The following is a 13,303-nucleotide window of genomic DNA, read 5'->3' on the forward strand; positions in this document are numbered from 1 at the left end:
AGCCCCTGCCTGCTTCGTCAGGCAGGGGCTTTTTGCTGGTTTGCCTGTCTGGTCCGGCAAAATGGCGCAGAACAGCGCCGAAAGGCGTCGATTCACCACAAGGCAGTGGGCATTGCTTTCCCAGCGCGTGACTAAACGGTAGAATCGACGTTTAATTTTCTCTTTGCTGAACGGCGTTATGCTTACTTTTCAGGAAATTATCCTTACGCTGCAGAACTACTGGAACCGCCAGGGGTGTGCACTGCTGCAGCCTTACGATATGGAAATGGGCGCGGGTACCTCGCATACCGCGACCTTCCTGCGCTCGATCGGGCCCGAGCCGTGGAATGCGGCCTACGTGCAACCGTCGCGCCGTCCGAAAGATGGCCGTTATGGCGAAAACCCCAACCGCCTGCAGCATTACTACCAGTTCCAGGTGGTGCTGAAGCCGTCGCCGTCCAATATCCAGGAGCTGTACCTGGGCTCGCTGCGCGAGCTGGGCATCGACCCGACCATCCATGACATCCGTTTTGTCGAGGATGACTGGGAAAACCCGACCCTGGGCGCCTGGGGCCTGGGCTGGGAAGTCTGGCTCAACGGCATGGAAGTGACGCAGTTCACCTACTTCCAGCAGGTTGGCGGTCTGGATTGTCGTCCGGTGCTGGGGGAAATCACCTATGGCCTGGAGCGTCTGGCGATGTACCTGCAGGGCGTGGAAAACGTCTACGACCTCACCTGGACCGTCTACCCGAACGGTCAGAAGGTCAGCTACGGCGACGTATTCCATCAGAACGAAGTCGAGCAGTCGCGCTACAACTTCGAGCACTCCAACGTGCCGTTCCTGTTCGAGCAGTTCAACCACTTCGAGAGCGAGGCCAAACGTCTGCTGGACGCCGGCCTGCCGCTGCCGGGCTACGAGATGATCCTCAAGGCCGCGCACAACTTCAACCTGCTGGATGCCCGTGGCGCCATCTCGGTGACCGAACGCGCCGCCTATATCGGCCGCATTCGTGCGCTGGCACGTCAGGTGGCACAAGCCTACTACGACTCGCGTGAAGCCCTGGGCTTCCCGATGTGTCCGAAGGATGCCGGATGAAACACGCTCTCTGGCTGACCCTGTGCCTCGCTGCCAGCGCCATGCCGGCAGCGGCCGAACGCATTGCCGACTGGCAGGTGTATCAGCGCGGCAGCGCGCTGGAACTGTCGCTCGACCGCAATTCGATCTGGCAGGAGCCGGATGGCCTGGCGCACTTCGTCAACCAGGAGCGCTTCACCCAGCGTCAGCACGACAAGAACTATCAGGTCGATTACTGGATTCGCCGCACCACCGGTTATGTCGACTGCAAGAAGTACCAGTATGTGCTGGTGAGCACCGACTTTTATACCGACACCAACCGGCATGTCTGGTCGACCATGTATCCGCTGCCCCGTTATGCCTGGAAATGGCTTCCGGTCTACCAGGACACCCTGGCGGCAGCGATGATCGACCTGGTGTGCAGCAACCCTGCCTCTCGCAAGAAACCCGAATAAGCCATGAACGCTACCCTGTTGATCGAACTCCTCACCGAGGAATTGCCGCCCAAGGCTCTGCCCAGGCTGGCGGCCAGCTTTGCTGACACCATCAGCGAAGAACTGAAGAAAATGCAGTTTGTTGCTGCCGATGCAGCGGCCACCGTCTATGCCAGCCCGCGCCGTCTGGCGGTCACCTTGCCGCAAGTGCTGCCGGTTCAGCCGGAGCAGCATATCGTGCGCAAGGGCCCGGCCGTATCGGCCGGCATGAAGAATGGTGCTCCGACCCCGGCGCTGGCCGGCTTTGCCCGCTCCTGCGGCGTCGAGGTCGCCGACCTGACCACGCTGCATGACGGCAAGCAGGATGTCTATGCCTTCCAGACCGTCAAGGCCGGCCAGGCCCTGAGCGAGGTGCTGTCGGCCATCGTGGCCACGGCGCTGAAGAAGCTGCCGGCGCCCAAACTGATGCGCTGGGGCGACTCCGAGCACCAGTTCGTGCGCCCGGTGCATGGCCTGGTCATGCTGCATGGCGCCGACGTCATTGACGGCGAAGTACTGGGGCTGAAGAGCGGTCGCGAGACCCTGGGGCACCGCTTCCTGTGCAGCGGTCCGGTCAGCCTGCCGGATGCCGATACCTATGCCCGGGTGATGTTCGAGCGTGGCCGTGTGGTGGCCAGCTTCGATTCGCGCCGCGAGCTGATTCACCATCGCCTGACAGAGGCTGCCGCCCAGCAGGGCGCCACCATCGCTGCCGACGAGTCGCTGTTTGACGAAGTGGCGGCGCTGGTCGAGTGGCCGGTGGTGCTGGAAGCCGGCTTCGATGCCGACTTCCTCAAGGTGCCGCAAGAGTGTCTGATTCTGACCATGCAGCAGAACCAGAAGTATTTCCCGCTGCTGGACGCCACCGGCAAGCTGAAGAACCGCTTCCTGCTGGTCTCCAACCTCGAGGCACGCGACCCCACGGCCATCATTGGCGGTAACGAGCGCGTGCTGCGTGCCCGCCTGTCCGACGCCAAGTTCTTCTTCGAGCAGGACCAGAAGGTGCGGCTGGAGTCGCGCCTGTCGCGTCTGGCCGACGTGGTCTATCACAACAAGATCGGCAGCCAGTGGCAGCGTGTCGAGCGCCTGCAGCTGATTGCCGGCGGCATTGCCGGCCGCCTGGGCGCCGATGCCGCGCTGGCGGAACGTGCCGCACAGCTGGCCAAGGCCGACCTGGTGTCCGACATGGTCGGCGAGTTCCCCGAACTGCAGGGCATCATGGGGATGTACTACGCCGAAATCGACGGCGAGCACCCGGAAGTCGCCGCTGCCATCGAGGGGCATTACCATCCGCGCTTCGCCGGTGACAGCCTGCCGCAAAGCCCGGTGGCCACTGCCGTGGCGCTGGCCGACAAGCTGGAAACCCTGGTCGGTATCTGGGGGATCGGCCTGATCCCGTCCGGCGACAAGGATCCGTTCGCCCTGCGCCGTGCCGCCCTGGGCGTGCTGCGCATGTTGCTGGCCAACCCGCTCGACCTGCGCGACCTGCTGCAGCTGACCGCCGGTGCCTTCGCCCCCGGTCTGCTGTCGCCGTCCGTGGTTGAAGAGGTGTTCGGCTTCTGCCAGGACCGCCTGAAGAACTATCTGGTGGCCGAGTATCAGGGCGATGAAGTCGAGGCCGTGCTGGCACTGGCGCCGTCGGCCATCCACGAGGTGCCGGCTGTCCTGGCGGCCGTGGCCCAGTTCAAGCGTCTGCCTGCCGCCGCCACCCTGGCCGCGGCCAACAAGCGCGTGAAGAACCTGCTGAAGAAAACCAGCGGCGAAGAGGGCCGGATCGATGTCGCGCTGTTCCAGCACGATGCGGAGAAGTCCCTGTTTGCCGCCCTGGAGGCGCTGTCGCCGACGGTCGAGGCCCAGTTTGCCGCACATGACTTTGCCGCCGCGCTGGCCGCCCTGTCGAGCCTGAAGGAGCCGGTGGACGCCTTCTTCGATGGCGTCATGGTCATGGCGGAAGACCTGGCTGTGCGTGCCAACCGCCTGGCGCTGCTGGCCCGTCTGTCTGCGCTGTTCAACCGCGTGGCCGACATCTCGCTGCTGGCCGAGTAAGTCTTCGCCAGTCACTCTGCCGGGGCGCCCAGCGCCCCGGTTTTTGCCATCTGGAGGTAAGCATGAAACTGGTGATTCTCGACCGTGATGGCGTCATCAACGAAGATCGTGACGACTTCGTCAAGACGCCGGCCGAATGGGTACCGATTACCGACAGCCTGGAGGCGATTGCCAATCTGACCCAGGCAGGATGGCGTGTCGTCGTCGCCACCAACCAGTCGGGTCTCGGTCGCGGCCTGTTCGACATGCATGCCTTCAATGCCATGCACGAGAAGATGCACCGTCTGGTCAATCAGGCGGGCGGGCGCATCGATGCCGTGGTGTTCTGCCCGCATACCAACAACGACCAGTGCAAGTGCCGCAAGCCCGAGCCGGGCATGGTGCTGGAAATTACCGAGCGTTTCCATGTCCGTCCGGAAGAGACGCCGATGATCGGCGACAGCCTGCGTGACCTGCAGGCCATCGACGCCGCCGGCGGTCAGCCCATCCTGGTCAAGACCGGAAAGGGGCACAAGACCCTGGCCAATGGTGGCCTGCCGGAACACACCAAGGTCTTCGACAACCTCTATGATGCGGCCGAATACCTGATTCATTCCCCCGATTACCAATAAGCACAAAGGGCCCCGATGCAGCTCTGGATCCGCAACCTTCTCTATTGGGTGGTGCTGGCGATCACCACCACCCTGTTTTTCCTGTTCCTGCTCTTGCTGGCACCGCTGCCGCGCCGTCGGCGTCATTTCCTTGGTGTGGCCTGGACCAAGGTATTGATGTGGATGCTGGAAAACGTGATCGGCCTGAAGTATCAGGTCATCGGTCGCGAGCATATTCCGGACACGCCCTCGATTATTTGCGCCAAGCACCAGTCCGGCTGGGAGACGCTGTCGCTGCAGACCATCTTTCCGTACCAGATCTACGTCGCCAAGCGCGAACTGCTGTGGATTCCGATCTTCGGCTGGGGACTGGCTCTGATGAACGCCATCATGATCAACCGCTCCGATCGTGCCCGCGCCAATCAGCAGATCCTCGAGCAGGGCCGTGAACGACTCTCGCATGGCTTCTGGATCACCGTGTTTCCGGAAGGGACGCGGGTCAAGCCGGGGGTACGCGGCAAGTACAAGCTGGGAGCCGCACGCATGGCGATCGACCTGCAGATTCCGCTGGTGCCGGTGGCGCATAATGCCGGCGAATTCTGGCCGCGCAATTCCTTCCTGAAATATCCGGGGATGATTACCCTGGTCATCGGGCCGGCGATTGTCCCGGCGCCCGGCAAGCATGCCGAAGACCTGATGGCCGAGGCCGCCGACTGGATCGAAGCCCGTCAGCAGGAAATCGGGGGCGTGGGCCCCTGCGCCGGCCGTGCCAAGCAACATGCCGACACTCGCGCTGCCTGAGGGGATTGACGCCGAGGTTGTGGTGACGCGCCGGGTGCGCAAAACCATCGGGATACGCATTGCGGACGGTCGCATCGAATTGGCGGCCCATCCGCGCGTCCCCCTGGCGACACTGCAACGGGTTTTGGATGACAAGCGCGACTGGATTCGCGCCCACTGGCAGCGGCAGCAAGCTGTTCACGTGCGGCGCAGTGCGCCGCCCGGGCAACTGCTGCTGCAGGGGAGGGTGCTCTCGTTGCAGCACGATCCCTGTGGCCCCGCCACGGTCAGGCAGGAGGGCGACACGCTGTGGGTCGGTGGCCAGCCGTCGGCGGTGCGCGAGCAGGTAGCGCATTTCCTGTTTTGCCAGGCGGCCGAGCAGTTTCCGCGCCAGTGGCGCCGACTGGCACCTCTGGCGGCACGCGAGCCAGGTCCCTTGCTGCTGAGCTCTGCACGTACCCGCTGGGGCTCCTGCCATCAGGATGGGCGGATACGGCTCAACTGGCGCCTGATCCAGGCCCCCGCTGACATTCTGGACTATGTGATTGCCCATGAATTGGCCCATCTGCGCCACATGAATCATTCACCGGCCTTCTGGCAGGAAACCGGGCGGCTGTTTCCGGCATGGCGCGAAGCACGCAGCTGGCTGCGCCAGTATGGTGAGCAGTTGTTTGATTTCGGATAAATATGCTGCCCGTGCCGGGTGAAACCGGTGGAAAATTGTCATTGAAAGGAGAATTTCAGATGAGAATGTTGCATACCATGCTGCGCGTGGGGAACCTTGAGCGCTCTTTGGCTTTCTATCAAGAGGTGCTCGGAATGCGCCTTCTGCGTCGTCAGGATTTTCCGGAGGGAAAATTCACCCTGGCCTTCGTCGGTTACGGTGACGAAGCCGCGCATACGGTGCTGGAGCTGACCCATAACTGGGATACCAGCAGCTACGAGCTGGGCAATGCCTACGGGCACATTGCCATCGAAGTCGATGATGCCGCTGCCGCCTGTGAGGCAGTGCGCGCCAAGGGTGGACGGGTCGTTCGCGAGGCCGGGCCGATGAAGCATGGCACCACGGTGATTGCCTTCGTCGAAGACCCGGATGGCTACAAGATCGAATTCATCCAGAAGGGCAGCCGTTAAGCCTCCGCACCCGGCCAGGTGCCGGAGACTTCCTGCCTGCCGGACAAACCAGAAAGTGTAGGGAGTCTACCATGCAACAAAAACTGCTGGCCGGTCTGCTGTTCCTTGTGCCGGTGGCCGCGCAGGCCGCCGGCCTGGATGGGGCAGGACTGAGCCTGCTGTGGGGTGTGCCGTTCGCCGCCATCCTGCTGTCCATCGCGCTGTTTCCCATCGTGGCAGAGGCGTTCTGGCATCACCATTTCGGCAAGATCGTCGCCTTCTTCACGGCGGCCTTCCTCTTGCCTTTCCTGTCCTGGTTCGGCATGCCGGCCACGCTGGAACTGGTGGCCCATGCGCTGCTGACCGAGTATTTCCCCTTCCTGATCTTGCTGCTGACGCTTTATACCCTGTCGGGCGGCATTCTGCTGACCGGCCGCCTGCACGCCACACCGGGGCTCAATACCCGCATTCTCGGCCTCGGTGCGCTGCTTGCCCCGGTGATGGGGACCACCGGGGCCGCCATGCTGCTGATCCGTCCGCTGCTGCGCGCCAACAAGGGGCGCCAGCACAAGGTGCATGTGGTGGTGTTCTTCATTTTCCTGGTGGCCAATATCGGCGGTGGCCTGACGCCGCTGGGCGATCCGCCGCTGTTTCTGGGTTTCCTCAACGGCGTGACCTTCCGCTGGACTTTCTGGCACATGCTGGCGCCGGTGCTGCTGGCCGTTGCCGTCCTGTTGCTGGTGTTCTACTGCCTCGACCGCTACTACTTCAGCAAGGAAAAGCCACAGGCTCCCCATGCGCCGGATGCGCCACTGCGGCTCTCCGGCCGCCTGAATCTGCTGCTGCTGATGCTGGCGATCGCCGCGGTGCTGATGTCCGGGGTGTGGAAGCCTCATGTCGAGCTGACGCTGTCGGGGGTGCATCTGCAACTGCAGGATCTGGTGCGTGACGGCTTGCTGCTGGTACTGACGGCGCTGTCGCTCTGGCTGACGCCGCGCTCGGTGCGTGCCGGCAACGAGTTCAACTGGCATCCGATCGCCGAGGTCGCCAAGCTGTTCATCGGCATTTTCATCACCATCGCGCCGGTGATTGCCATGCTGCGTGCCGGCGAGGCCGGTCCGCTGGCCAGTCTGGCGCGTCTGGTGACCGACCCGTCCGGACAACCGCTTGATCCGGCCTACTTCTGGGTGACCGGCCTGCTGTCCAGCTTCCTGGATAATGCCCCGACCTATCTGGTGTTCTTCAACATGGCTTCCGGTGATGCGCACACCATGATGGGCAGTCTGTCCTCGACTTTGCAGGCCATTTCCATGGGGGCCGTGTTCATGGGGGCCATGACCTACATCGGTAACGCGCCCAACTTCATGGTCAAGAGCATCGCCACGCATCACCACGTCAAGATGCCGAGTTTCTTCGGCTATCTCGGCTGGTCATGCGTTTTCCTGCTGCCCCTGTTTGTGTTGCTGTCGCTGGTCTTTTTCTGATTCCGGGTGGAGCGTGTTCGCCGTTGTTCATGACGGCAGACACGCCCCGCAACCCTTGAGAGCCCCGCCATTCGCGCGTAAGCTACCGGCTTTGATTTCTTTAGTAGTTCATCTTATGCATATTCACATTCTCGGTATCTGTGGCACCTTCATGGGGGGGGTGGCTGCCCTGGCGCGCGAGGCCGGTCACAAGGTCACTGGTTGCGATGCCAACGTCTATCCGCCGATGAGCACGCAGCTGGAAGCCATGGGCATCGATCTGATCCAGGGCTTTGGTGCCGAGCAGGCGGATATCGGGGCCGACATATTCGTGGTGGGCAATGTGGTCACCCGTGGCAAGCCGCTGATGGAGGAGATCCTCAACCGCGGTCTGCCGTATTGCTCCGGGCCGCAGTGGCTGGCCGAGAATGTATTGCACGAGCGCTGGGTCCTGGCGGTAGCCGGCACCCATGGCAAGACCACCACCAGCTCGATGCTGGCCTGGATTCTGGAAGAGGCGGGCCTGGCCCCGGGCTTCCTGATTGGCGGCATTCCGCAGAACTTCGGCGTGTCGGCGCGCCTGCCCGGTCATCCTGTGCAGGATCCGGACAGTCTGAGCCCCTTCTTCGTCATCGAGGCCGATGAGTACGATACCGCCTTCTTCGACAAGCGCTCCAAGTTCGTCCACTACCGTCCGCGCACCGCCATCCTCAACAACCTCGAGTACGACCACGCCGACATCTTTGCCGATCTGGCGGCCATCGAGACCCAGTTCCATCATCTGGTGCGTACCATTCCGGGACAGGGGCGCATTGTGGTCAATGGTCGGGAGGACAGCCTGCAGCGCGTGCTGGATCGTGGCTGCTGGACGCCGGTCGAGTGGTTCGGCAAGGCGGCATCGGGCTGGCAGATCGACGCCGCCGATGACAACGGTCATTTCGATGTCTTGCTGGACGGTGAGAAGCAGGGGCGGGTCTGCTGGACGCTGCTGGGCGAGCATAACCAGCTCAATGCCCTGGCGGCCATGGCCGCAGCACGCCATGTCGGTGTTGCCGTACCGGTGGCCATCGAGGCGCTGACGCGCTTCCAGAACGTCAAGCGTCGTATGGAGATCCGCGGTGTGGCCCGGGAGGTGACGGTTTACGATGACTTTGCGCATCATCCGACCGCCATTGCCACCACGCTGGAAGGGCTGCGGCGCAAGGTCGGCAAGGCGCGCATCCTGGCCGTACTCGAACCGCGCTCCAATACCATGAAACTGGGCACGATGAAGGCCCAGCTGCCGGGGGCGCTGACTGATGCCGATCTGGTGTTCTGCTCTGCGGTGAATCTGGGCTGGGATCCGGCCGAGGCCCTGGCTCCGCTGGGGGCGCGTGCCTGCACCTATGATGATTTCCAGCAATTGCTGGCCGCGGTGCTGAACGAAGCCCGTCCGGGTGATCACGTGCTGGTGATGAGCAACGGTGGCTTCAATGGCATTCATCAGAAGTTGCTGGATGGACTGAACGCCCGCGCCGACTGATGTTTGTCAGCAAAACGCCCGTTGCTGCCTGTGCAGCAACGGGCGTTTTGCATTTCCTCCCGGCGTTTACAGTCGCGTGCCCAGCCAGTAGCTCACCATCACCAGCAGTCCCGCCAGCAGTACCAGCACGCTGGCGCGTTCGCGGTAGATCGCCAGTCTCGGTACCCGGCGGAACACGTACACCGGCATCACATAGCACACCAGGGCAATGATCGGTGCCGCGATCATACCAATCAGGGTCAGGATCGACGGGTCGCTCAGGGCAAATGCCCACAGCGGCAGCGCCACCAGCAAGGTGGTAATCCACTCCAGCGGGTGGTGCCCTTCCGGATGATGTTGGTGTCGTTTCCATTGCCCCATCAGGCCGATCAGTCCGCTGCGCGCGCCGAGAAAGGCGGCGAAGTACGAGTGCAGGATGGTGGCAAAAGCCAAAAGCGGCAGGGCAAACTGTAACAGGTGCGGTTTGACATGCAGCGACATCAGGGTCAGCGCGTCGATATTGTGTTGCAGGGCATAGCTCAGATCTTGCGGCTGGATCGCCATGACGCAGGAGAAGGCGAAGAACAGGACGAAGACCAGCAGCATCAGGCTGCTCCAGTAGACGGCGCGATCGCTGCGCCGCATGGCAACGCGGGCGTCCGGGTAGTGCCGGCGATAGGAAGCGGCCAGCATGGCGCAGACGGCGGAAAAGTCCATGCTGAAAAACAGGACGGGCACGATCAGCAACAAATGCTTGCCCAGCGACCAGGCATCCGGCATGGCGGTCAGCATACTGCTGTGCCAGCCGGGGATCAGATAGATCGACAGGAACAGCAGGGCGGCAATCAGCGGGAAAGCGATGGTCGAGGTGATGCGCAGGATGGCCTGTTCGCCCGCCGTGAGCATCACCGCCGACAGGCCAAGGGCGATCAGCAGGCAGAGAATCGGGCGTGGAATGGCCTCCAGCCCCAGCTGGAATTCGATATAGGTGGCGGCGATATTGATCATGCCGGTGGCAAAGGCCACCACCAGTGCCAGATAGAAGGCCAGGTACAGCAGGCTGACCGCCAGGCCGGCCGCCGGGCCGAGGTCCTCCTCCACGACCTGTGGCAGCTCGCAGGGCTGCTTGTGGGTGACCACCAGATGGGTCAGGGTGCGGTGCGACAGCCAGACCACCGGAAAACTCACGCAGGCCAGGATCAGGATCGGCCAAATGCCGCCCAGTCCGGCCTGGACGGGCAAATAAAGAATGCCGGCACCGACGGCGGTACCAAACAGGGTCAGCACCCACTCGACATCGTGTTGGGTCGTGCCGGCGTGTATTCCTGGTTGTTGATTCATCATGCTTTCTGTTTGTCAGGATCGAGGCTTCCCACCCCGGCCGGGGCAGGAAGCCTGACATTTTACATGGCCGAATGGAATGTCCGGTTGATTACATCCAACTGCTGCTCGCGCGACAGCTTGACGAAATTCACCGCATAGCCAGAAACGCGGATGGTCAATTGCGGATACTTTTCCGGATGCGCCATGGCATCTTCCAGCTGGGCACGGTCCAGGACGTTCACATTGACGTGGAAGCCCCCGGCGCAGCAGTAGCCATCCAGGCAGGCGGAGAGGTTGGCGATCCGTTCTCCCAGTGTATGCCCCAGGGCATCCGGCGTCGCCGACGCGGTCCAGCTGATGCCGTCCTGGGCATCGTCATAAGGCAGCTTGGCCACCGAAGCGCCGGCGGCGACAAAGCCAAGATGGTCTCGTCCGTTCATCGGGTTGGCACCGGGCGCAAACGGCTCGCCGGCGCGACGGCCATCCGGCGTATTGCCGGTTTTCTTGCCGTAGACCACATTCGAGGTGATGGTCAGCACCGACTGGGTGGGCATGGCATTGCGGTACGTCTTCTGGCGCCGCACTTTGTCCATGAAGCGCTTGACCAGATCCACAGCGAGCTGGTCAACCCGGTCATCGTTGTTGCCGAAGGCCGGGTAGCTGCCCTCGACACGGAAATCGACCGCCAGTCCCTGCTCATTGCGGATGACATGGACTTTGGCGTGCTTGATGGCCGACAGAGAGTCGGCGGCCACCGATAACCCGGCGATGCCGCAGGCCATGGTACGCAGGATGTCGCGGTCGTGCAGCGCCATCTCGATACGCTCGTAAGCGTACTTGTCATGCATGTAGTGAATGCAGTTGAGTGCCTTGACATAGGTGCGGGCCAGCCAGTCCAGCAGCAGGTCGTACTTGATCATGACCTCGTTGAAATCCAGGACGTCACCCTCAATGGCCTGGAAGCCGCGGGCAACGCGGGCACCGGATTTTTCGTCCACGCCGCCGTTGATGGCATACAACAGCGCCTTGGCCAGATTGGCACGGGCGCCGAAGAACTGCATTTGCTTGCCGATGCGCATGGCCGACACGCAGCAGGCAATGCCGTAATCGTCGCCCCAGTTCGGGCGCATGACATCATCGCTCTCGTACTGGATCGAGCTGGTCTCGATGGAGACTTTGGCACAAAACGACTTGAAGCCCTGCGGCAACTGTTCCGACCACAGTACGGTGAGGTTGGGCTCCGGTGCCGGGCCGAGGTTGTTCAGCGTGTGCAGGAAGCGGAAGCTGGACTTGGTGACCAGCGTGCGGCCATCCAGCGCCATGCCGCCGATACTTTCGGTGACCCAGGTCGGATCACCGGAAAACAGTTCGTTGTACTCCGGGGTGCGCAGGAAGCGCACGATGCGCAGCTTGATCACCAGGTCATCGATGAGTTCCTGGGCGCGCTCTTCGCTGATCAGGCCGGCCTTCAGGTCGCGCTCGAGATAAATGTCGAGGAAGGTGGAGACCCGTCCCAGTGACATTGCCGCACCATTTTGCTCCTTGATTGCCGCCAGATAGCCGAAATACACCCATTGCACGGCCTCCTGCGCTGTGGCGGCGGGACGTCCGATGTCAAAGCCGTAAGTCGCGGCCATCTGCTTGAGCTCCTGCAGGGCACGGAACTGCTCTGACAGCTCTTCCCGCAGCCGGATCACGTCTTCGGTAAAGTCCTGATCGTCCAGCTCGTCATACAGCGTCTGGCGTTCGGCCGCCAGACGGTCGACGCCGTACAGCGCCACCCGGCGGTAGTCGCCGATGATGCGCCCGCGTCCGTAGGCATCCGGCAGCCCGGTGATGATGCCCGATTTGCGCGCGGCACGGATTTCCGCGCTGTAGGCATCGAAAGTGCCCTGATTGTGGTCTTTGCGGTAGCGGCTGAAGACCTCCTTGAGTACCGGGTCGAGCTGGTAGCCATAGGCCTCCAGGCCGGTTTCCACCATGCGGATGCCGGAGAAGGGCATGATGGCGCGCTTGAGCGGCTTGTCGGTCTGCAGGCCGACAATCAGCTCCTGATCCTTGAGAATGTAACCCGGACCGTGTGCGGTGATGCTGGCACCGATATCGGTACTGACGTCGAGAATGCCTTTTTCGCGCTCCTCGCGCAGCAGGGGCGTCAGGGCATCCCAGATGGCGCGGGTTCGCGGTGTGGCCGTGGTCAGGAATTGATCGTCGCCCAGATAGGGCGTGACATTTTGCAGGATGAAGTCGCGCACATCGACGGCTTGCTGCCAGTGACCTTGTTGAAAGCCGACCCACGGGTCAGGGGAGGGCGCTGCTCGTTCCGGTGCATTCATGGTGAACCTCCAAGCTAGTCGGACAATGGGCTGCGGGCCAGCCTTCTCAGCGGTCAAGGATGGCGCGGCGATGACGCCGGAACACCCACTTCTCCCACAGTTGCAACGTGTATTCGTTAAAAGCCGGCTGAATGTCGACGGTAATCTGGTGACCGCCTGCCACCGGCACACTGGCCGTCACCGATGCGGCCAGATACAGCACCAGGGCCGAATCGGCATGCGGGAACATTTCGATGCGCAGCGCCTCGCCCAGCGTATAGGGATGCAGCGACAGCCAGCCGATGGCATCCAGTCCGACCCGACAGGGGGTCAGGGGCGGACGCTCCGGGTAGCGCGACAGCAGGCTGACCTCGAGCGCCAGATCCAGCTTGGCCTCCAGCCGTTGCAGCAAGGGGTCGATGTTCTCATTGCTGTCGACCGGGGCGGCCAGCACTTTCAGCGCCAGCCGGGTTTCACGGACCTGCTGCGGCGAGCAGGCACCATGCTGCAGCGGGGCGACGGCAAAGGGCAACTCGTCGTCAAAGCTGGCAGTGGCCAGCATGGGCAATGGTGACATCATGGACCTCAAACCCGTTCAACCTCTATTGAAGCACAAGCGTGCCGACTTGGCGGCACAAAGACCCC

Annotated in this window: 12 protein-coding genes; 9 read left to right on the forward strand and 3 right to left on the reverse strand. The window is 62.5% G+C overall.

All coding sequences use genetic code 11. The features are described 5' to 3' along the window. The first annotated feature begins 178 nt into the window (after nt 1-178). From glyQ to mpl, 9 genes are all read left to right on the forward strand, one after another. On the forward strand, nt 179-1,075 hold the full coding sequence (gene glyQ / locus JNO51_RS03390; RefSeq protein ID WP_215781368.1) for a glycine--tRNA ligase subunit alpha: 897 nt from the start codon (nt 179-181) through the stop codon (nt 1,073-1,075). Further along, nucleotides 1,072-1,509, forward strand: a complete 438-nt coding sequence (locus JNO51_RS03395; protein WP_215781370.1) for a surface-adhesin E family protein — start codon at nt 1,072-1,074, stop codon at nt 1,507-1,509. Before glyQ ends, JNO51_RS03395 begins: the two co-directional genes overlap by 4 nt. Nucleotides 1,510-1,512: 3 nt before the next feature. After that, a complete protein-coding gene (glyS, locus tag JNO51_RS03400) occupies nt 1,513-3,573 on the forward strand; it encodes a glycine--tRNA ligase subunit beta (protein WP_215781373.1) in 2,061 nt (686 codons plus the stop codon). Nucleotides 3,574-3,635: 62 nt separating this feature from the next. Further along, nucleotides 3,636-4,184: a D-glycero-beta-D-manno-heptose 1,7-bisphosphate 7-phosphatase gene (gene gmhB / locus JNO51_RS03405; protein WP_215781375.1), complete on the forward strand. Its 549-nt coding sequence runs from the start codon at nt 3,636-3,638 to the stop codon at nt 4,182-4,184. Between the two features lie 15 nt (nt 4,185-4,199). Then, the gene (locus JNO51_RS03410; RefSeq protein ID WP_215781377.1) at nt 4,200-4,964 is read left to right on the forward strand and encodes a 1-acyl-sn-glycerol-3-phosphate acyltransferase; all 765 of its coding nucleotides are present in this window, start codon (nt 4,200-4,202) and stop codon (nt 4,962-4,964) included. Next, nucleotides 4,942-5,628: a M48 family metallopeptidase gene (locus tag JNO51_RS03415; RefSeq protein ID WP_215781379.1), complete on the forward strand. Its 687-nt coding sequence runs from the start codon at nt 4,942-4,944 to the stop codon at nt 5,626-5,628. Before JNO51_RS03410 ends, JNO51_RS03415 begins: the two co-directional genes overlap by 23 nt. 59 nt (nt 5,629-5,687) lie before the next feature. Beyond that, a complete protein-coding gene (gene gloA, locus JNO51_RS03420; protein WP_215781381.1) occupies nt 5,688-6,077 on the forward strand; it encodes a lactoylglutathione lyase in 390 nt (129 codons plus the stop codon). A gap of 71 nt (nt 6,078-6,148) precedes the next feature. After that, nucleotides 6,149-7,540: a sodium:proton antiporter gene (locus JNO51_RS03425; RefSeq protein WP_215781383.1), complete on the forward strand. Its 1,392-nt coding sequence runs from the start codon at nt 6,149-6,151 to the stop codon at nt 7,538-7,540. A gap of 115 nt (nt 7,541-7,655) precedes the next feature. Continuing rightward, entirely contained in the window at nt 7,656-9,041 is a 1,386-nt protein-coding gene (gene mpl / locus JNO51_RS03430) for a UDP-N-acetylmuramate:L-alanyl-gamma-D-glutamyl-meso-diaminopimelate ligase (protein ID WP_215781386.1), read from the forward strand. Between the two features lie 66 nt (nt 9,042-9,107). Here the strand turns inward: mpl and JNO51_RS03435 are convergent, their stop codons facing one another. Genes JNO51_RS03435 through JNO51_RS03445 form a run of 3 tightly spaced genes read right to left on the reverse strand, consistent with a single transcriptional unit; the run spans nt 9,108 to nt 13,238 of the window. Then, nucleotides 9,108-10,364, reverse strand: a complete 1,257-nt coding sequence (locus JNO51_RS03435) for an amino acid permease (RefSeq protein WP_215781388.1) — start codon at nt 10,362-10,364, stop codon at nt 9,108-9,110. A gap of 59 nt (nt 10,365-10,423) precedes the next feature. Beyond that, nucleotides 10,424-12,679, reverse strand: a complete 2,256-nt coding sequence (gene pflB, locus JNO51_RS03440) for a formate C-acetyltransferase (RefSeq protein WP_215781390.1) — start codon at nt 12,677-12,679, stop codon at nt 10,424-10,426. A 46-nt stretch (nt 12,680-12,725) separates the two neighbouring features. After that, nucleotides 12,726-13,238, reverse strand: coding sequence for a hypothetical protein (locus tag JNO51_RS03445; protein WP_252346172.1), 513 nt, complete (start codon nt 13,236-13,238; stop codon nt 12,726-12,728). Between the last annotated feature and the right edge of the window lie 65 nt (nt 13,239-13,303).

This window comes from Paludibacterium sp. B53371 (genome assembly GCF_018802765.1).
Classification (GTDB): domain Bacteria; phylum Pseudomonadota; class Gammaproteobacteria; order Burkholderiales; family Chromobacteriaceae; genus Paludibacterium.

What these genes read in the sequence shown, in the direction of transcription:
- glyQ (WP_215781368.1), top strand. Translation starts at nt 179, where the DNA reads ATGCTTACTTTTCAGGAAATTATCCTTACGCTGCAGAACTACTGGAAC.
- JNO51_RS03395 (WP_215781370.1), top strand. Translation starts at nt 1,072, where the DNA reads ATGAAACACGCTCTCTGGCTGACCCTGTGCCTCGCTGCCAGCGCCATG.
- glyS (WP_215781373.1), top strand. Translation starts at nt 1,513, where the DNA reads ATGAACGCTACCCTGTTGATCGAACTCCTCACCGAGGAATTGCCGCCC.
- gmhB (WP_215781375.1), top strand. Translation starts at nt 3,636, where the DNA reads ATGAAACTGGTGATTCTCGACCGTGATGGCGTCATCAACGAAGATCGT.
- JNO51_RS03410 (WP_215781377.1), top strand. Translation starts at nt 4,200, where the DNA reads ATGCAGCTCTGGATCCGCAACCTTCTCTATTGGGTGGTGCTGGCGATC.
- JNO51_RS03415 (WP_215781379.1), top strand. Translation starts at nt 4,942, where the DNA reads ATGCCGACACTCGCGCTGCCTGAGGGGATTGACGCCGAGGTTGTGGTG.
- gloA (WP_215781381.1), top strand. Translation starts at nt 5,688, where the DNA reads ATGAGAATGTTGCATACCATGCTGCGCGTGGGGAACCTTGAGCGCTCT.
- JNO51_RS03425 (WP_215781383.1), top strand. Translation starts at nt 6,149, where the DNA reads ATGCAACAAAAACTGCTGGCCGGTCTGCTGTTCCTTGTGCCGGTGGCC.
- mpl (WP_215781386.1), top strand. Translation starts at nt 7,656, where the DNA reads ATGCATATTCACATTCTCGGTATCTGTGGCACCTTCATGGGGGGGGTG.
- JNO51_RS03435 (WP_215781388.1), bottom strand. Translation starts at nt 10,364, where the DNA reads ATGATGAATCAACAACCAGGAATACACGCCGGCACGACCCAACACGAT.
- pflB (WP_215781390.1), bottom strand. Translation starts at nt 12,679, where the DNA reads ATGAATGCACCGGAACGAGCAGCGCCCTCCCCTGACCCGTGGGTCGGC.
- JNO51_RS03445 (WP_252346172.1), bottom strand. Translation starts at nt 13,238, where the DNA reads ATGATGTCACCATTGCCCATGCTGGCCACTGCCAGCTTTGACGACGAG.